This window comes from Ignatzschineria sp. LJL83, assembly GCF_054871845.1.
Window position 1 is genome coordinate 84,109 of sequence record NZ_JBTXLY010000008.1, and the last position, 17,716, is coordinate 101,824.

At 39.2% G+C, this 17,716-nt stretch carries 15 protein-coding genes and 3 tRNA genes; 4 read left to right on the forward strand and 14 right to left on the reverse strand.

The window, feature by feature from the left end; genetic code table 11:
* Positions 1-22: 22 nt before the first annotated feature.
* From yidD to ACYSN2_RS06700, 10 genes are all read right to left on the reverse strand, one after another.
* Positions 23-232, reverse strand: a complete 210-nt coding sequence (gene yidD, locus ACYSN2_RS06655) for a membrane protein insertion efficiency factor YidD (protein ID WP_461749476.1) — start codon at positions 230-232, stop codon at positions 23-25.
* Positions 217-603: a ribonuclease P protein component gene (gene rnpA / locus ACYSN2_RS06660; RefSeq protein ID WP_461749477.1), complete on the reverse strand. Its 387-nt coding sequence runs from the start codon at positions 601-603 to the stop codon at positions 217-219. Before rnpA ends, yidD begins: the two co-directional genes overlap by 16 nt.
* Before the next feature lie 86 nt (positions 604-689).
* The gene (rpmH, locus tag ACYSN2_RS06665) at positions 690-824 is read right to left on the reverse strand and encodes a 50S ribosomal protein L34 (protein WP_461749478.1); all 135 of its coding nucleotides are present in this window, start codon (positions 822-824) and stop codon (positions 690-692) included.
* Positions 825-1,020: 196 nt separating this feature from the next.
* Positions 1,021-2,223 carry a methionine adenosyltransferase gene (gene metK / locus ACYSN2_RS06670; RefSeq protein WP_461749479.1) on the reverse strand — a complete coding sequence of 401 codons (1,203 nt, stop codon included), beginning with the start codon at positions 2,221-2,223 and terminating at the stop codon, positions 1,021-1,023.
* 247 nt (positions 2,224-2,470) lie between these two features.
* Positions 2,471-4,156 carry a 2-isopropylmalate synthase gene (leuA, locus tag ACYSN2_RS06675; RefSeq protein ID WP_461749480.1) on the reverse strand — a complete coding sequence of 562 codons (1,686 nt, stop codon included), beginning with the start codon at positions 4,154-4,156 and terminating at the stop codon, positions 2,471-2,473.
* A gap of 426 nt (positions 4,157-4,582) precedes the next feature.
* A complete protein-coding gene (locus tag ACYSN2_RS06680) occupies positions 4,583-4,849 on the reverse strand; it encodes an oxidative damage protection protein (RefSeq protein ID WP_461749481.1) in 267 nt (88 codons plus the stop codon).
* Between the two features lie 255 nt (positions 4,850-5,104).
* A tRNA-Gln gene (locus ACYSN2_RS06685) sits at positions 5,105-5,179 on the reverse strand.
* A 693-nt stretch (positions 5,180-5,872) separates the two neighbouring features.
* Positions 5,873-5,947 (reverse strand) — tRNA-Gln (locus ACYSN2_RS06690).
* Between the two features lie 33 nt (positions 5,948-5,980).
* Positions 5,981-6,940, reverse strand: a complete 960-nt coding sequence (locus ACYSN2_RS06695) for a ribose-phosphate pyrophosphokinase (protein WP_461749482.1) — start codon at positions 6,938-6,940, stop codon at positions 5,981-5,983.
* A 125-nt stretch (positions 6,941-7,065) separates the two neighbouring features.
* Positions 7,066-7,140: transfer RNA gene (locus tag ACYSN2_RS06700), tRNA-Gln, on the reverse strand.
* Positions 7,141-7,320: 180 nt separating this feature from the next.
* On the opposite strand from ACYSN2_RS06700, the gene lolB reads away from it, so the two are divergent.
* Both lolB and ispE read left to right on the forward strand, forming a co-directional pair.
* Positions 7,321-7,878 carry a lipoprotein insertase outer membrane protein LolB gene (gene lolB, locus ACYSN2_RS06705; protein WP_461749483.1) on the forward strand — a complete coding sequence of 186 codons (558 nt, stop codon included), beginning with the start codon at positions 7,321-7,323 and terminating at the stop codon, positions 7,876-7,878.
* Positions 7,878-8,726, forward strand: a complete 849-nt coding sequence (gene ispE, locus ACYSN2_RS06710) for a 4-(cytidine 5'-diphospho)-2-C-methyl-D-erythritol kinase (RefSeq protein ID WP_461749484.1) — start codon at positions 7,878-7,880, stop codon at positions 8,724-8,726. The genes lolB and ispE overlap by 1 nt, the downstream gene beginning before the upstream one ends.
* Positions 8,727-9,076: 350 nt before the next feature.
* Here ispE and ACYSN2_RS06715 read toward each other — a convergent pair whose 3' ends face one another.
* The 3 genes from ACYSN2_RS06715 to ACYSN2_RS06725 all read right to left on the reverse strand — a co-directional run bounded on the left by ACYSN2_RS06715 (position 9,077) and on the right by ACYSN2_RS06725 (position 12,537).
* Complete coding sequence (locus ACYSN2_RS06715; protein WP_461749485.1) at positions 9,077-10,612, reverse strand: B12-binding domain-containing radical SAM protein; 1,536 nt, start codon at positions 10,610-10,612, stop codon at positions 9,077-9,079.
* A 179-nt stretch (positions 10,613-10,791) separates the two neighbouring features.
* A complete protein-coding gene (xpt, locus tag ACYSN2_RS06720; RefSeq protein ID WP_461749486.1) occupies positions 10,792-11,361 on the reverse strand; it encodes a xanthine phosphoribosyltransferase in 570 nt (189 codons plus the stop codon).
* Positions 11,362-11,712: 351 nt separating this feature from the next.
* On the reverse strand, positions 11,713-12,537 hold the full coding sequence (locus tag ACYSN2_RS06725) for a nitrilase-related carbon-nitrogen hydrolase (protein WP_461749487.1): 825 nt from the start codon (positions 12,535-12,537) through the stop codon (positions 11,713-11,715).
* A gap of 281 nt (positions 12,538-12,818) precedes the next feature.
* Between ACYSN2_RS06725 and ACYSN2_RS06730 the strand changes: the two genes are divergently transcribed.
* Positions 12,819-14,750: an FUSC family protein gene (locus ACYSN2_RS06730; RefSeq protein WP_461749488.1), complete on the forward strand. Its 1,932-nt coding sequence runs from the start codon at positions 12,819-12,821 to the stop codon at positions 14,748-14,750.
* Between the two features lie 405 nt (positions 14,751-15,155).
* On the opposite strand, the gene ACYSN2_RS06735 is transcribed toward ACYSN2_RS06730, so the two are convergent.
* On the reverse strand, positions 15,156-16,523 hold the full coding sequence (locus tag ACYSN2_RS06735) for an MATE family efflux transporter (protein WP_461749489.1): 1,368 nt from the start codon (positions 16,521-16,523) through the stop codon (positions 15,156-15,158).
* A 169-nt stretch (positions 16,524-16,692) separates the two neighbouring features.
* Between ACYSN2_RS06735 and ACYSN2_RS06740 the strand changes: the two genes are divergently transcribed.
* Positions 16,693-17,505 carry a MerR family transcriptional regulator gene (locus tag ACYSN2_RS06740; protein ID WP_461749490.1) on the forward strand — a complete coding sequence of 271 codons (813 nt, stop codon included), beginning with the start codon at positions 16,693-16,695 and terminating at the stop codon, positions 17,503-17,505.
* Positions 17,506-17,716 lie beyond the last annotated feature (211 nt).

The window sequence follows — 17,716 nt, forward strand, 5'->3', positions numbered from 1 at the left end:
TGTGAATACGAATAGAGAAGTCCTAAGGTACAGGATCTTCCCCACCTTTACAAAATGGTTGGCAACGAACTAATCGCTTAATTGTTAACCAACTTCCTTTAATAGCACCATAACGCATTATGGCCTCCATCGCATACGTTGAGCAACTCGGCTCAAACCGGCACTGATTGCCAAGCCATGGACTTAAAAAATATTTATAACCTTTAATAAGCCAAATTAAGATGGTACGCATGTTTCGATAATCTTTATCCAGTGACGCTCAAGAGATGCATGTAATGCTGCTCTATCTGCGATATTTGTCGTTGCTCGACTCATCACTACAATATCAAGCCCCGCTAATTCTTGTTGATGCAACCGAAAGGATTCTCGAATAATACGTTTAACAATATTTCGATCTACAGCTTTTTTAAAATTCTTTTTAGAAACTGCAAGCCCTAATCTAGGTTGCGTTCCAACTACTGTAAAGCCCTCTTTCTCTTGCAATCGTTTTTGCACTAAAATCAGGAAAGATCGATCTTTAAATGATCTGTTTTTCCCAAAAACAGTGCTGTAATCTAACGCAGTTAAAAGCCGTTTTTCTCTTTGAAATCGAAATGTATTCATGACCTAATTGCTCATTACAAAAACAAAAAAGCGCCTATTATTTTAATAATAACAAGCGCCTCGAATCTTTATTAGACTCTATTTAATTATGCTGATAAACGAGCACGTCCACGAGCACGGCGACGGTTGATAACTCTACGACCGTTTTTAGTTGCCATACGCGCACGGAATCCGTGATTACGTTTTCTTTTAATTAAACTTGGTTGAAATGTACGTTTCATCCCTAATTCCTTTAATTTATATAAGTGACAATACTCGTAGCAAATAAGCAATGTTTCCTACGAGTATCAAATTCATACTAAGACAACGGATTATTCTAGCTTTTTCCACTCCAAAGTCAAGAATAATTCATTTTCTCTACGTTCTTAATTTGAGCAATATCAAATGAGACATCGCCCAAAAATCTTTCAAACCCTACTACAATCCTGCATCTTCACGAAGAAGATCCGCTTTATCTGTTTTTTCCCAACTAAATGCGGTCGCTTTCACGAGCTCATTATTGCCATCCGTGTATTCAATCTCATATGGATTACGTCCAAAATGGCCGTAGCTTGCCGTTGGAAGATAAATGGGATGCAAGAGATCTAACATCGTTACAATGCCGTAAGGACGAAGATCAAAGTGTTTACGCACCAAATCTTCAATCACAGATTCCGGCACTTTATTCGTACCAAACGTGGTAATAGAAATAGAAGTAGGCTCCGCAACACCAATTGCATAAGACACTTGAATTTCACACTTATCTGCAAGGCCTGCCGCAACAATATTTTTTGCAACGTAACGACCCGCATATGCTGCTGATCTATCCACTTTCGATGGATCTTTTCCAGAGAATGCGCCACCACCGTGTCTTGCCATACCACCGTAAGTATCTACAATAATTTTACGACCTGTTAAACCACAATCTCCGACAGGACCACCAATTGTGAAGCTTCCTGTTGGGTTGATGTGATATTTAGTCTCTTTTGTAAGCCATTTTTCAGGAAGCGTTTTCTTAATGATGAGTTCCATCACCGCTTCTTCTAAATCTTTCGCTTTGACTTCTTCATCATGTTGCGTTGATAAAACCACCGCATCAATGTGAGAGATAGAACCATCATTATTATAGGCAAAAGTTACTTGGCTTTTCGCATCAGGTCTTAACCATGAAAGCTGACGACTACGACGCGCTTCTGATTGACACTCCATCAAGCGATGAGCAAATGTAATCGGCGCCGGCATCAAAACATCCGTTTCATTAGAAGCATAACCAAACATTAAACCTTGGTCGCCTGCACCTTGCTCTTCTGGAAGCTTACGATCTACGCCTTGCGCAATCTCTGAACTTTGCTTTCCAATAATGTTTAATACACCACAAGTTTTGCCATCGAAACCAACTTTTGAGGAATCGTAACCAATATCTGTAATTACGCCTCTTACGAGATCTTCAAGATCTACCCAAGCATTCGTACTTACTTCACCAGCAACAATTGCTACACCAGTTTTAACGAGAGTTTCGCACGCAACACGCGCGCCTTTATCTTCCTTGATAATCGCGTCAAGGACTGCATCAGAAATCTGATCCGCAACCTTATCTGGGTGCCCTTCAGAAACTGATTCGGAGGTAAATAAATATGTCATACTACGCTTCTTTAAATTTCATTAATCAATAAAAGCGATCACATAAAATATCGGCAACAATAATCGCTCTCGTAGATCGCTTTTGGCTGTGAAGATTCTAGCATTTTATCACTCTTATTGCCGAATAAAATTCCCCATACTCATACAAATTCCTGATGCAAAAAAGACATTCCTCTCAGAATGTCTTTTCTTGTTTTAACAAATCATTTTTATAAAAATCGCTCATCTACCATTTAGATACAAAGGTTTATCTTAAAGAGATCAAGCCTTTATCAATCGCACGATTTAACGCTGAAATAACCGCTTTCAAGGATGATCTTGAAGTATTCGCATGCGTTGCAGCCCCGAAAAGCGTGCGATTATCAATCTGCATTTCAACATACGATACTGCATCTGCTGATGATCCTGTACTTCTCGCATGCTCATTATAATCCACAACGTCTACGTTCCAACCAAACAACTCATTCACACCATTTACCAATGCCGCAATCGGACCATTTCCTGTTGCATCTAACTTCTTATCACCAAGTGGTGTTTTCAATGTTAATTGCATATGTGTATTACCATCAGAATCTTCTTCAATATCGATGGGTGTTTGAATCTCCAAAGAAGGCTCTGCATTAAAGTATTCTGATTCGAAAATCGCATATAAACGCTCAGAGGTTAATTCTACACCTTCGCTATCTGCAAACATCTGCGCAACCTTACTAAACTCAATCTGTAAGCGTCTTGGAAGTTCAATCCCATGATCCTGCTCAAGAAGATAAGTCACTCCACCTTTTCCTGACTGGCTATTGACTCGAATCACTGCTTCATACGAACGCCCTAAATCAAACGGGTCGATTGGTAAATATGGCACTCTCCATAATTGCTCAGGATTATCCTTCATTTCAGAAAGCCCTTTACGAATCGCATCTTGATGTGAACCTGAGAATGCCGTAAAGACCAATTCTCCCGCATAAGGATGACGAGGATGAACAGGAATATCCGTACAATATTCTACTTCTCTTACCACCGTATTCATCTTTCCAAAATCTAAACCAGGATGCAATCCTTGCGAATACATATTCAATGCAACCGTCACTAAATCCACATTTCCTGTTCGCTCGCCGTGACCAAACAGACAACCTTCCACACGATCTGCTCCCGCCATTAACGCAAGCTCCGTTGCTGCAACCGCACAACCTCTATCATTATGCACATGCGCACTAATTACCACTGAATCACGGCAACTAATATGATCGCAGAACCACTCAATTTGGTCGGCATATACGTTTGGCGTAGATACTTCTACCGTTGCCGGCAAGTTTAAAATTAGTGGATGCTCAGGCGTTGGTTTAAAGACATCACATACCGCCTCGCATACTTCTAAGGAAAATTCTAACTCCGCATCTGAAAAGATCTCTGGAGAGTATTCAAAATACCAATCTGTTTCAGGGTATTTTAAAGATTCAGCCAAAATCATCTCGCCACCTTTTACAGCAAGCGCTTTGATTTCTGGCTTTTCCATCTTAAAGACAACGCGTCTAAAGGTTGGAGAAACCGCATTATAGTAATGAATAATCGCTTTTTTAGAGCCTTTTAATGCTTCAAATGTTTTCGTGATCAAATCTTGACGAGATTGAGTTAATACCTGAATCGTCACATCATCCGGAATACGATTCTCTTCAATCAACTTACGAACAAAATTAAATTCCGTATCAGATGCCGAAGGAAAACCCACTTCAATCTCTTTAAATCCACACTCAATTAAGAGATCAAACATTCTAATCTTTTTCTCAATCGTCATTGGCTCAATGAGAGATTGGTTACCATCTCTTAAGTCTGAGCTTAACCAACGTGGCACCGTTGTAATCTCTTTATTAGGCCAAGTTCTGTTTTTATAATTAGGCGCTTCGAAACGAGGGTATTTTGTGGATGGATTCGTAATCATAATTTTCTCTTCCTATTTCTTTTGATGCACAGTGTTAGTGCGTTTGATTCACTAATTTTGATAACTTATTTGAATATCTTCTAAGTTTTACTTACTACAGATGTCAAAATGCATAGTCGTAAGCTATAGATCAGCGCATGCCAACGAGCTATACAATCAAAAAAGTTGTTACATATTAAAAATACGATTGGGAAGTTCATAAAAATTACACCAAAACAAACGACAAAAATCTATAAATAGCAGATTTAGGCTGCAACCATTGCGGTTACAGCAGAATAAGTCGTAGTTGTAGGAGTGTGTAATTTTTTATATTCATAAAAAAGACCTTAACCCTTTTTTTAAAAGTGGTCAAGGTCTTTTCTAAGGCTTCCCATATTTTTACGATATTCGATATTCACTGGAAGCTAATATTCTCTTATTTTGGATCTATACCGGTTTAAAAGCATCCGGTAAATCTGCACCGTCCCCAAAGAAGAAGTCATGCATCTGCTTTTCTAAAAACTCTCTAGATTTAGAATCTAAAGGATTAATACGATATTCGTTAATTAAGATCGTTTGTGCTTTTAGCCAATTTTGCCACGCTTCATTCGAAACATTCTCAAAAATCTGTTTACCCAATTCACCTGGATACATTTGTCTTGGCATCGCATCAGCTTCTTTTTGTAATTTTACACAAAATACTTTACGTGTCATAAAATCCCTTCTAACTTTTCTAAAGTAATAGATCATAATTTCTACGAGTTCTGAATTCCGTAAAAATTACTCGAACAGAGATCATTATATAGAAGCTCACCTGAGATTGCTGAGGTTTCCTTTCCTAATAAGGATAACTACTATTGGAATGCTTGATTTCTCAATCCCACTCCTAATATAGAACTCTCATCACCCTCATTAAACTCGCAAACAACAAAAAGGTATTACGATTTCTCGTAATACCTTTTGATGATATGGCTGGGCTACCAGGATTCGAACCCGGGGATGGCGGGATCAAAACCCGCTGCCTTACCGCTTGGCTATAGCCCAATCAACTCGGGTAATACTACCGATTATCTCAGCTTATTCAAGCGCAAATAATGCGCTATTTAGACTTTTTTCATCAAAAAGAAATTCCCACAAAAACAGAAGATAAAAATCAATTGATTACGATCTTCAATCTCAAAACACCCCAAAATTTCGCCTACAATATGACCAAGTTAGATTCTAGCTTTACAGCCTTACCGCCCTACATCACCTTCCATCAAAAGCTCAAATAGGATAGTTCAGCAAAAAATCCACTGAAAAACACTCTCCCCTTAAAGCTATTTTCTAATTTTAGCTTAATCTATTCAAGCAAGCATACAACCCCCTCACAGCTTCCCTTGCATTTTACATTTCAAAATCTAAATTGATTAAATAGATATATACGCTCAAAACACACATCTAATATCAACTGCGCCTCTATAACACTTCATGCATAGGGGAAATCGATTTAAACAAGTTCAATTGCAAAATAGAGGATTACTCATCGCCGGATCGAATATTTGCATATTCCTCATATTCCTCAAATTCCGAGCCAACAATACTCATCTTTTTTAGAACCTTAATTCGAAACAATCAACAAAAATAACTATCACAATATAAACCACTCAAAACTACCATCAATCTTTCTAAATCTTCTCGCTAAAAGCGAGATAACAAAAAAGGTATTACGATTTCTCGTAATACCTTTCGATGATATGGCTGGGCTACCAGGATTCGAACCTGGGGATGGCGGGATCAAAACCCGCTGCCTTACCGCTTGGCTATAGCCCAATCAACTCGGATAATTGTACCGATTATTTTAGCTTAATCAAGCGTAAATAATGTACTAACTGACTCTTCTTCGTGAATTCTTAAAATAGTATTCGCAATGATGTCAGAAATTGAAAGTACACGGATTTTATCACACGCAATCGCTTCTTCACGAAGAGGAATTGTGTCCGTCACGATCATTTCATCAAGACCTGAGTTCTCGATGTTAAAAATTGCTTTTCCTGAGAAAATTGGATGTGTGCAATATGCTTTTACTGTTTTAGCACCGCGCTCTTTAAGCACTTTAGCTGCTGCACCTAATGTTCCTGCAGTATCCACGATATCATCCACAATAATACAATCACGGCCTTCAACTTCGCCGATGATATTCATAACTTCAGATACGTTTGGCGCCGGACGACGTTTGTCGATAATCACTAAGTCCGCACCTGGGATTTGCTTCGCAACTGAACGCGCACGAAGAACACCACCCACATCTGGTGAAACAACTGTGATATTAGAGCTATCACCTTTCATGATATCCGCTTGGATTACAGAAGATGCATAAATATTGTCTACAGGAATTTCAAAGAAACCTTGAATTTGATCAGCATGAAGATCGATTGTTAAAACACGGTCACAGCCAACGCTTGTAATCATGTTTGCAACAACTTTTGCAGAGATCGGTACACGCGCTGAACGTGGACGACGATCCTGACGGGAATAACCATAGTATGGAATTACCGCAGTGATTCTTCCAGCAGATGCACGGCGAAGTGCATCACAAGCAACTAAAAGCTCCATCAAGTTATCGTTTGTTGGGTAGCATGTTGGCTGAATAAAGAATACGTCCTTACCACGAACGTTTTCATTGATAGAGATCATTACTTCCCCATCTGAGAAGCGCCCTACTGTCGCATCTCCTAACTCAAGCCCTAAATGCTCGGCTACCTTTTTAGCTAACTCTGGATTGGCGTTACCGGTAAACACCATCATCTGGTCTTTGCTGCTCATTACAAAGAATCCTCTATAAATTAAATGAATTTTTGGGTGCAGAATAGAAAAAAGGTATTGCAACAAATTGTAATTTATTTTTTGACATAATCAACTCAATTACAGTGCAATACCTTTCAAATATATGGCTGGGCTACCAGGATTCGAACCTGGGGATGGCGGGATCAAAACCCGCTGCCTTACCGCTTGGCTATAGCCCATCAGAAGAACAACTATTATAAACATCTTTTTAGGTTTGTCTAGTTTATTTGTGAGCACTTTTTGATCACCCAGACTTCTGTTTATAAACTAACTCAAAGTGTAGAATAGATGTCTTTAAACATTTATTTCACTGCTCTAAATCAACGAGAGCAATTCTAACAAACTTTCTTGAAAAAGCTATGAAACGAATAAAAATTATCCCACTATCATTTGCGATCTTCGCACTTACCGCCTGTACAGTTCCGATGTATGAATCATTGGAAGAAACTGAAAGCTATAAGGTATTTGGCCGAACAGCGATTAAACATCCCGCTCAAAACGGACAAGTCAGCTTTAATATTGAGCAAGCAAAAAATGAAGCCGTCAATATTTTAATTCAAGGTCCTTTCTCCCAAGGTCGTGTCGATATCCAAGTCGATGATAAAGAAACTACCATTACAATTGATGAAGAAACTTTCAAAGATCGCAATCCCGATCGTTTATTTGCCAATCTTACCGGCATTGATTGGCCAGTATCTGGCACTCAACAATGGATTAAAGGACGAACCAACAAACCTAATACAAAAGTCGTATTAGATGACAAAGGTTTACCTCGCTCTTTCGTTGAAGATGGTTGGACAGTCAATTATGAAGAGTGGATCGATAAAAATGGCATGACGCTTCCCTTAAAAATGACACTCACACGTGGCGATGATATTCGTCTTCGTTTCTTAATTGATAATTGGATCATCCGCTAATGCTCTACTTTCCTTCTCCTGCCAAAATTAATCGCATGCTTCGCATTATCCGAAGAGAAGAGAATGGCTATCACTACTTACAGACGATTTTTCAATTTACCGATCTATTTGATGAGATCGGTTTTGAGATATTACCGGAAGATCAAATTCTCTTTAATTATGAGCACAAAGATTTCGCCCTTGAAGATGATCTTATCTACAGAGCCATCATTGCACTCAAACAATATACGCACTCTACAAAAGGTGTTCGTATTGATCTTATAAAGAATCTTCCGATGGGCGCCGGTATTGGCGGTGGCAGTTCGAATGCCGCAACGACGCTAGTTGCCCTCAATGTACTTTGGGAATTATATCTTTCTGAAGAAGAGCTCATGCAGATCGGGAAATCCTTAGGTGCTGACGTTCCGATCTTTATTTACGGAAAAAGCGCTTGGGCTGAAGGGATTGGCGAAAAGCTTTCAGAAATAGAGATCGCTGAAGAGGAATTTATTCTGATTAATCCCGGCATTCACATCTCCACGCAGAAAGTATTTGAAAGCGCCCACCTCACACGTAACAGTCCTATTTTTGAGGATCATTATTTTGATGATTCCCGTGCAATTAATGATTGCTTGCCGGCAATTTATCATCTCTATCCGCATATGCGTCTCATCATGAATGCACTGAATGAGTTAAAGTTGAATCCTTATATTACCGGCACAGGTTCATGCATCTTCGTGCCGACAATGAATTCAGAACAATCCCTATTATTGCAATCTTTAGCGGAAGATCAAAACTGGCAATTACTGCCTTTCAAAAGTATGAATGAATCCATGCTCTATCAAAATGCACCGATTAAATTGAGATAGTTTGTTTCTGATAGAATAGGAAAATAGCTCAATAAGCTTGATACAAAAATGCACTACCATTTGGATAGTGCATTTTTTATAACTTTATCGTTCTATTACTTTCTGCTTACTAAGCATTAAATTGGCTCAAGAAAATTCAATTGCAAAATAGAAGCTGAGTCATCGCCGGGTCGAATGTTTGCATACTTCTGAAAATCCTGCGACAGCAATGTCAGCGCTTTTTATAATTTCAGACCAAAACCACTATATATAAACAGAAGCTAACATATAGTTAGCTCAAATATATACCTTCTTCTGCAAGTCACACATCAGCTATATCAATCCTTTTAGAATTACTAACTGAAATTGATTTACTGTGCTCGATGTTGTCTTTGTCTTTGCGGAAGTGCTTCATTGCCGTCTTCTTTAGGCCCAAATAGTCGATCATCGGGTCTTTCTCCGAGATATTTCGGCCAACCTTTAATGCCGGTACGAAGGAAATCTTCTCGCATCACTTCTCGGACTGTTTCAACAGAAAGTCCTCGCACTTCTGTTAAGTATTCAAAGATTGCTTTAAAGAGTCGATCAAGTGCTATGCCGTAAGCTCGCCCGAAAGTCTCTGATAAAGATGCCGCTAACGCTCTGAAATTTTGGAACGGTAAATCTCCCAAAATGGCCGGCAAGCTCTCTTTAAATCTTCCAGAGTTTGCAACGTTATCCCAGAATTTTGCAAAGCGTTCCATTTCCATCACTTCAAAGAATGGCATTTGGCGATTCTTCAAAATGGAATACGGCGGTTCCTGACTAAAGCTATAAGCAAATTCTGTGCTATGACGAATAATCGGCACGCCTTTCAAGCGTTTTAAAATCCCCACTTGAATCTCTTGCGGTTCCCACGACCAAAGTTCATTAAAGCCCTCCGCAAAGCTTTCTAAATCTTCATCCGGTAAGCCCACAATTAAGTCCACATGCAGATGCACATCCGTATGTTTTGATAACCAGGAGATATTCTCTTTCGCAAGCGTGAGATTGGTTTTGCGAGAAATGAGATGTTGCGTTGTCGTATTCAGGGTTTGAATCCCAATTTCAAACTGTAATGAGCCATCCGGGAATTCTAAAATCTTCTCTTTTAATTCATCCGAGAGATAGTCCGGCACGAGCTCAAAGTGTAAAAAGAGCGCTTCTTCCGGATTTTTCGCAAGTTTATCTAAAAAGAAGTTTAAAATCGTGAGCGTAAAATCTTTCTTCAAATTGAACGTTCGATCCACAAATTTATATTGACGAAGTCCACGCTCGTAAAGATCATCCATTGCCGCCAAGAACGCATCTTGAGGAAAACGCCACGCCGTTTTATCTAAGCTCGAAAGACAAAACTCACACTTAAACGGGCAACCTCGAGAAGCTTCGATATAAACCGTTCGATGCTTAATGTCCTCTTCATTATAGAGATAATATGGCAATTTAATCTCATCGAGTGGTGGCTCAATCCCTTTGATGACCTTCGTTTCCCAAGGTTTTTGTTGCACTAAGAGCGATTCCATCAATTGATAAAAGCTAACATCGCCCCAACCGGTAATGAGATAATCCACAAGCGGATAAATTTCAATATCCTCATATTCATAGGACACTTCAGGACCGCCAATGGTAATAATCACTTCCGGCATTAAAGCGCGTAGATCTTTAATCAGCGATGTGGTTTCCATGAAATTCCAGATATAAATTCCAAAACCCACCACTTTTGGCTTTCGGCGATAGATCTCTTCTAGCATCGCTTCTTTATTTTGCTGAATAGTGAATTCCAAAATTTCCGCACGATCTTCAAGCTCATGAAGATTCGCTTTCAAATAGCGAAGCCCTAATGAAGCATGAGAATAACGCGCATTCAACGTAACTAACAAAATATCCATCGATCACCCTTTTTACTTTTTCATCTTTCAGAAAAGATAAAACGACTTCTTAATCCATCTTCCGGAAACCTATATTTCCATCAACTTTAAGAAATCGTTTATAAATATGATTCAATCACAACAGCTTCATTCTGTTCGCTCTATTTCCTTCTACGCACCGAATATCACTGCTTGTGAGATTAATCTAAAAACTGTACTTTTCCGCCGGCAAGCGAACCGATTCTTGCTAATGATTGTACATTAATTCCGAGATTTGCAAGGCGCTCATGACCTTCTTGGAAGCTCTTTTCAATGATAAAGCCCATTCCGCAAAGTGTTGCACCTGCTTGATCAATTAACGATTTCACACCTAATGCCGCGTTTCCATTTGCAAGGAAGTCATCAATAAAGAGCACATTATCATCTTTAGAAAGATACTCTTCGCTCACGCACACATCATAAGTACGATCTTTTGTGAATGAGTAAACCGATGATAAATACATCTTTTCCATTGTTTTTGGGGTTTTTTTCTTCACAAAAACAACCGGTAATTCTAAAAGATATCCCAACATAATTGCCGGCGCAATACCACTTGCTTCAATCGTAACGATCTTATTAATAGGAAGATTGGCAAAACGGCGAACAAATTCCACCGCAATGGATTTCATCAAAATGGGATCCATTTGATGATTGATAAAGCTATCAACCTTCAATGTGCCATCATCAAATGCTAAACCATCGTGGATAATTCTGTCGTGAAGTAATTTCATGAAACACCTTCGATAAGCATCTTCATGCTATCTGCTATTTGAATAATAATATACGAAATTTGGCATCCGAGCCTTTTCGCGCATATAAAAAATTTGTGCAATATTATAGCTTATATATTTCCATCTCGCCGACTTTCTTGGGTTTTCGAGTGTTTTTTCAACGATTTCCTAAATTTTACTATTTTATCCTATATGCCGGATTCTACTTTTAGAATGCAGTCTGTTTCATTCCCCTGTTGTCATCCATATAAAATTGGCTGATGTACATTATATAAGCTGATTTACGGCGGGAGAGAATGTTTGCACATCTTTTTAAACTTCTCGCCCGCAAGTTGAATCTCTTCTTATAAATCAACGCTGCGGAATCTTCAAAATCGAGGTGCCATCTTCTTCCACAATCTCATATTGCGGTTTTAATGCTCGCTCTTGTAGATAATGATATTGTTTCTGATATTCTCGGCGTTTTAAGGGATCAATTTGAATCTGTAACGTCATCTCTTCCCTGCCCATTTCGCAGAGCGTTTCGCCAAATGGATCAACCACACAACTTCCGCCGGCAAATTGATGCCCGAAACTATCCATTCCTACACGATTGACAAATGCCGCGTAATATTGATTCTCTTGCGCTCTCGCCTTAATCGCCGTTCGATGAGTTTCGCTGTAAGGATCCATATTGCCATTCACAACTAAGAGCAAATCCACATCCAATTCCGCATTCGCTCTTCCCGATTCTGGATATTCAATATCAAAACAGATCAAAAATCCTAAACGAATTCCGCGCCATTCAAAGCTTATGAAACGATCTCCCGGCATGAACAGACCTTGATCTATGAGCCACATATGGGTTTTACGATAAGTTGCCAAATGCCCTTTTTCCGGATCAATAAATACAGCACTATTATAATAGCGACCATCTTCCACTTCACAAATGCCGGCAAGGATAGCAATTCCTTTTGCTTTCGCCTCTTTTTCAAGAGTTTTCACGATCTCACCATTGATATTCTGCGCATAATCGCCGGCATTTTCATGTGTGGGAAATCCACTAAAGCATGTTTCGGGAAAGATGATAATATCGCTATCCGTTTTCGCTTCCCGAATCATCTTCACAACTTTTGCCAGATTGCCGGCAATATCGCCATCTTTAAGACTGATCTGCGCAAGCTCTAATGTCACCATGGTTTCCTCCTCGAATGGTTGCTTATCATGATCTTTATGATGATATTTATCGTGATCTTGATAAGCATATTGATAAGTATTTATATAAGGCTATTGATCGTTATTTTTATGATCATTTTTTAGTATTCAAGAAATCATAGCATGCACTTCAAAAGAAACTAGCTACATCGCTTAAAGCCTTCATAAAAGATGAAACACCTGATAACAGCGCTCATCAAACTACAAAATCACGTACAATAAACAATCTTTCAAAACACTAACATATCGCAGAGAAAAGATTCATGAGCATAACCGAAAAAATTTGGGATATTTTAAAAGAAGCCATCGCCGTCAATAACCGCTCCTGTCCTTGGGAACGCGCTCTTGGCGCCGGCATTTCGATGGCAGCTCCTATTTTAATCGGCATTTTGCTCAATCAATTCCAAGATGGATTAATGGCAGGTATTGGCGGATTTACCTATCTCTATGCATTTCGCTTACCCTATGCGCATCTTTCCAAAAGACTCTTTTTTGTGGCTGTTTCTATGGTCATTGCCTCGCTACTCGGCTCGCTTGTCGCGCCTTATCCCCTTGCCATTGCGCTGATCATGGGATTAATTTCTGCGGTCATGCTCTTTATCTTTAATGCCCTGAAATTTATGGGACCCTCCTCAATTTTCTTTGTATTAGTCTTCGCCATTACAGCCGATATGCCGGAAGCAGATCTTCCTGAAATATTCATGAGATCAGGATTAATCGCATTAGGCGCATCTTTTTCTTGGCTTGTTGCCATGAGCGGATTCTTAATCAATCCCCATCGCCCTGAAATTCAAGTGGTAAAACGCGCATATCAACAGCTCATTAAGTTTTCTGAAAATCTTGATACCACTCAATGCGCCACAGAAAAATATCGAACAATGGCTGCATTTAAAGAAACTATTGATACCTTAATTGCCGGCGAATTGCCGTGGAAACCTTCACCGACTTATCTGCGTTTATTGCACTTAGCCATTACCGGCAATGAGTATTTTCTCTATTTAATGAATCAAGATGAAACGTTTAATACCGAACAATCTGCCAATACTTCGGCAGAATGCATTGCATTTCTCAAACAGATTGAACAGGCGCTTGCGAAAAATTTACGGCATTTAGAATCTTTAGAAGCATCGCTCAAACTTCCTAAAACGGAAAATCCACAACTGCAAAGATATTTCCGAAAAATGCGAGAAACCCTACTTTTGCCGGCAGAATCACTAAAACCCATTTCGCTTCAACATCGAGATACGCTCAAAGATATTTTAGGCGATGCGCTAGATCGTAACTCATTGGTCTTTCTAACGGCACTACGTTTTGGCGTGATTACAACGCTTGCGGCTCTTTTGGCATACAGCTTTGATTTTACAAGATCGTATTGGATTCCGCTCTCTTGTGTTGCCGTCATGTCCGGCACTTCGATGATCGCCACATTTCATCGTGCGCTTCAACGCTCCATCGGCACCATTATCGGCATTTTAATTGCGAGCGCCATTCTCTATTTTGAGCCTTCGAGCTATATTTTTGTGCTGTTAATTCTCATTTTTACGGCATCTATTGAACTTCTCATTGTGAAGAATTATGGGCTTGCCGTGATTTTTATCACGCCGCTTGCGCTTCTGATTGTGAATGCCATTACCAATAGTGAATTTGCTTTCTTTCACTTTTCCAGCGCCCGAATTATTGATGTTTTAATTGGTAGTGCGATGGGATTATTTGGCGTCATTTTGATGGGAAAACGCTCCGCTTCCGTGAGAATTCCTCGCATTTTAATGCGCACGCTTCGCAATCAATCCCAAATGATTCTGCTCCTTTTCTCCAAAGAGCGGGCAAGTACGCCGGCGCAGATTAAAGCTCGTCTTATCAAAATGCGCACGAATCTCTCAAATCTTACGGCACTGTATGAAGCGGCGATTGGAGAAATCCCAAAGAGAACAGAGCTCATTGAATATTACTTTCCCATTATTTATGCGATGGAAAAACTCGCGTTTCTCTTAGAACGCGCCGCAGAATCGCCAGAAAGACCGGAATTATCTGAAGAGAATCTTGCCTCTCTTCTCTATCTTTTTGAAACCTTAGCAAACTCTGCCAATGCTTCAGAAATTGAAGAAGCGAAAAAAATCCCAGAGATTCCGGGATTTCATAGTATTGAACGAGAAATTGATACCTTACAACGTGCCTTTATAAAAAAACAGACCTAAATACTACTCATCTGCCAGCATCCTAGAAACAGTAATATATATCAATATTTCTTAATATAACGCGCTGTTATTATTGATAATATTATCAATATACATAGAATGATAATATTAGATTTCACCGCGATGACAATCTCAATATTGCGGTCAATATGGATATGATTGAAATTCTAATTTTCGAACCTTTATGTGCCATTGAACCACATAGAGGCCATTCAATGAATATCTATATTTGATAAGAAGGAATAGCAATGATCAGATGGTTTTTAGAACAGCTTGTCGCATTGATTAACTTACTTTTCACATAAGAAGTAATAATATCTTGTGTAACATATGACATAAAAAATCCTGCCAATGTGCAGGATTTTTTTGTAGATCAAATATTATTGCTACTTCTTATCTCAAAACCTAACTTCCCATCGCTTCAGAAGTTATCTTTTCTTTCGGGATCAACCGAATCCAGTGGAGCTTCACAGCAAGCAATACTACGATAACAGCGCCGGCTTCTGAGACCGGAAATGCAAGCCAGATGCTATTCGCTCCGAACAATGCCGGTAATAAGAAGATGAGTGGCACAAAGAAAATGACGACTCGAAGGACGACAATCATCACCGCATAGCGCACTCTGGCAATGGATTGATAGAACTCCAGCAATACCATATTGATCCCTAAAAAGAGATATCCTAAGAAAAAGGATTGAATCCCAATTGCCGTATATTCCACAATTTCAGGATCGGTAATGCCGAAGACTTTGATTAAGAAAAGATCGCCGGCAATTCCAAAAATTGTTAGGAAAATCCCTAATCCTCCGGCGGCAATCAACGCAAGTTTGAGGAATATTGCCATTCTGCCATATTGAATCGCGCCATAAAGATAACTTGTAATCGGCTGTAATGCTGCGCCGACGCCAATAAAGAGCATGAGAAATACAATGTGCAAATAATTGACAACGGCATAAGATGCAAGCCCAATATCGCCCATGAATTTATTGAAAGTGACATTAAACAAAATTACCACTAAAGCCGCGGAAGCTTCCACTAAAAAGCTCGGAAAACCAATGGCTAAAATGCCCCCAAGATTTAATTCTTTAATAAAAGACTTCGTAATACCGAGCTGTTTTTTCACATTCAAAAAATGCGTTAATAACACGGCAATGCCGGCAACTCCGGAAATCACAATGGCGTAAGCAACGCCTTTTAAGCCAAATTCAAACACGAAAATAAAGAGATAATTTAGGATAATATTCACGACAGAAGTGACGATTAATCCCATCATTGCCAAGGTTGGATTACCATCATTTCGGATAAAAATACTTAAGATATTTTCAATCACAAATAAAATCCCAAAGAGCAATAATACATGCAGATATTCTAAAACTAAATCGACAATCTGCTCATTGGCACCAAAGAGAAAGGCCACTTCCCGATCGAAGATCAAACAAATGCCTAAAATAATGCCGGTGACAATCAGCGTTAATAGCACCGATTGCGTAAAGATCGCTTTGGCTTTATGAACATTTCCCTCGCCGAGCGCCATAGAATAGAGCGTTGCACCGCCCATTCCAATCCACAAAGAGATGGATAAAATAATGGAATAGATTGGAATCGAGATATTGACCGCCGCAAGCGCTTGCTCGCCTAAGCCGTGGCTGACAAATAAGCCATCGACCAGAATATTAATCGACATCAACAGCATTCCTAGCAGTGAGGGGATTAAATACTTCATAAATAGCGCTGTGGGCTTCATTGTCTTTATGGATGAATGATTATCCGTCATGAGTTACGTCTCTTTCTCTACTCGTTTCAAGGTGAGGATATGATAAAGTATCTGGTAACCATATAGTCAAGGATATCTTTCAATCTTTCTTCCAACATGTCCTTCAAATTCGGCTTTTTCTGATATTTTCCTAATATTCTTCTAGCTTTTCGCTCAAGGATTTTCCGCAATGAAACACTTTACTACCGGCGAATTTGCCGAAATTTGTGGCGTTAAAAAACAGACGATTTTCCATTATGATGAAATCGGCTTACTCAAGCCGGATTATAAACGCGCAAATGGCTATCGTTACTATTCCATTCAACAAGTGGAAATCTTTTCCGTCATTGAAATGCTCAAAGAGATCGATATGTCGCTTGCGGAGATTAAACATTTTTTAGAGATTAAATCGCCGGAAAAAACCATCGCCCTTCTTGCCGAAAAAGAAGCGATGATGGCGGAAAAAATCCGAAAAATGCAGCGCATTCAGCATATTATTCACAATAAGAAATCTCAGATTAAAAATGCGCTCAGCCTTGATTTTGACTTAATAGAAATTCAGCACTGTTCAAAATATTCATATGTTTTAAGCCAAAAAGTGACGCAATATTCTGATAAATTTATCTCGAAACTGTTAATGAATTTCATGAATGAAGCCAAAGAAAAAGCGATTGATTTTGGACATCCCATCGGCGTATTACTCCCGAAAGAAGCCATTGCCGGCAATGATTATCAACATTACACACATTTTTGCTTACGCATTGATGATCCAACGCTGATCGAAACCACGCACATCCGCCCTGCTGGCGATTACGTTGTGGCATATCACAAAGGCAGTTATCTGCACATTCACGAAACATATCTTAAAATCAAAGCGTTTCTATTTGATCAAAATTACAAAATTACCGGCGATAGCATTGAAGAATATCTGCTTGATGAGGTAAGTGTGAACGGTTTAGATAACTATGTGACGAAAATTATGATTGGCGTCACTCAAGCCTAGATATTCCTAATTTCAATCCTGATTCTGCTATCCTACATGCATCTTTTTTACTTTGAAAATCAAAGCCTGCATTTAATATGCACCGCAGAAACCGATATTTCATCAACTAATTACAATCGATATTCTAAATCTTATGCTCAATACTTCGTTTCAACCCATGATCTCTCATCTTTTCAGTAATCCCTTTATCAAAGAGATGCTGAATCAATGT

Excerpts from the sequence above, each read along its gene's own strand:
- ACYSN2_RS06730 (WP_461749488.1), top strand. The coding sequence starts at position 12,819 with ATGAGCATAACCGAAAAAATTTGGGATATTTTAAAAGAAGCCATCGCC.
- metK (WP_461749479.1), bottom strand. The coding sequence starts at position 2,223 with ATGACATATTTATTTACCTCCGAATCAGTTTCTGAAGGGCACCCAGAT.
- yidD (WP_461749476.1), bottom strand. The coding sequence starts at position 232 with ATGCGTACCATCTTAATTTGGCTTATTAAAGGTTATAAATATTTTTTA.
- ACYSN2_RS06725 (WP_461749487.1), bottom strand. The coding sequence starts at position 12,537 with ATGGTGACATTAGAGCTTGCGCAGATCAGTCTTAAAGATGGCGATATT.
- ACYSN2_RS06740 (WP_461749490.1), top strand. The coding sequence starts at position 16,693 with ATGAAACACTTTACTACCGGCGAATTTGCCGAAATTTGTGGCGTTAAA.
- ACYSN2_RS06735 (WP_461749489.1), bottom strand. The coding sequence starts at position 16,523 with ATGACGGATAATCATTCATCCATAAAGACAATGAAGCCCACAGCGCTA.
- ispE (WP_461749484.1), top strand. The coding sequence starts at position 7,878 with ATGCTCTACTTTCCTTCTCCTGCCAAAATTAATCGCATGCTTCGCATT.
- leuA (WP_461749480.1), bottom strand. The coding sequence starts at position 4,156 with ATGATTACGAATCCATCCACAAAATACCCTCGTTTCGAAGCGCCTAAT.
- rnpA (WP_461749477.1), bottom strand. The coding sequence starts at position 603 with ATGAATACATTTCGATTTCAAAGAGAAAAACGGCTTTTAACTGCGTTA.
- rpmH (WP_461749478.1), bottom strand. The coding sequence starts at position 824 with ATGAAACGTACATTTCAACCAAGTTTAATTAAAAGAAAACGTAATCAC.
- xpt (WP_461749486.1), bottom strand. The coding sequence starts at position 11,361 with ATGAAATTACTTCACGACAGAATTATCCACGATGGTTTAGCATTTGAT.
- ACYSN2_RS06715 (WP_461749485.1), bottom strand. The coding sequence starts at position 10,612 with ATGGATATTTTGTTAGTTACGTTGAATGCGCGTTATTCTCATGCTTCA.
- ACYSN2_RS06680 (WP_461749481.1), bottom strand. The coding sequence starts at position 4,849 with ATGACACGTAAAGTATTTTGTGTAAAATTACAAAAAGAAGCTGATGCG.
- ACYSN2_RS06695 (WP_461749482.1), bottom strand. The coding sequence starts at position 6,940 with ATGAGCAGCAAAGACCAGATGATGGTGTTTACCGGTAACGCCAATCCA.
- lolB (WP_461749483.1), top strand. The coding sequence starts at position 7,321 with ATGAAACGAATAAAAATTATCCCACTATCATTTGCGATCTTCGCACTT.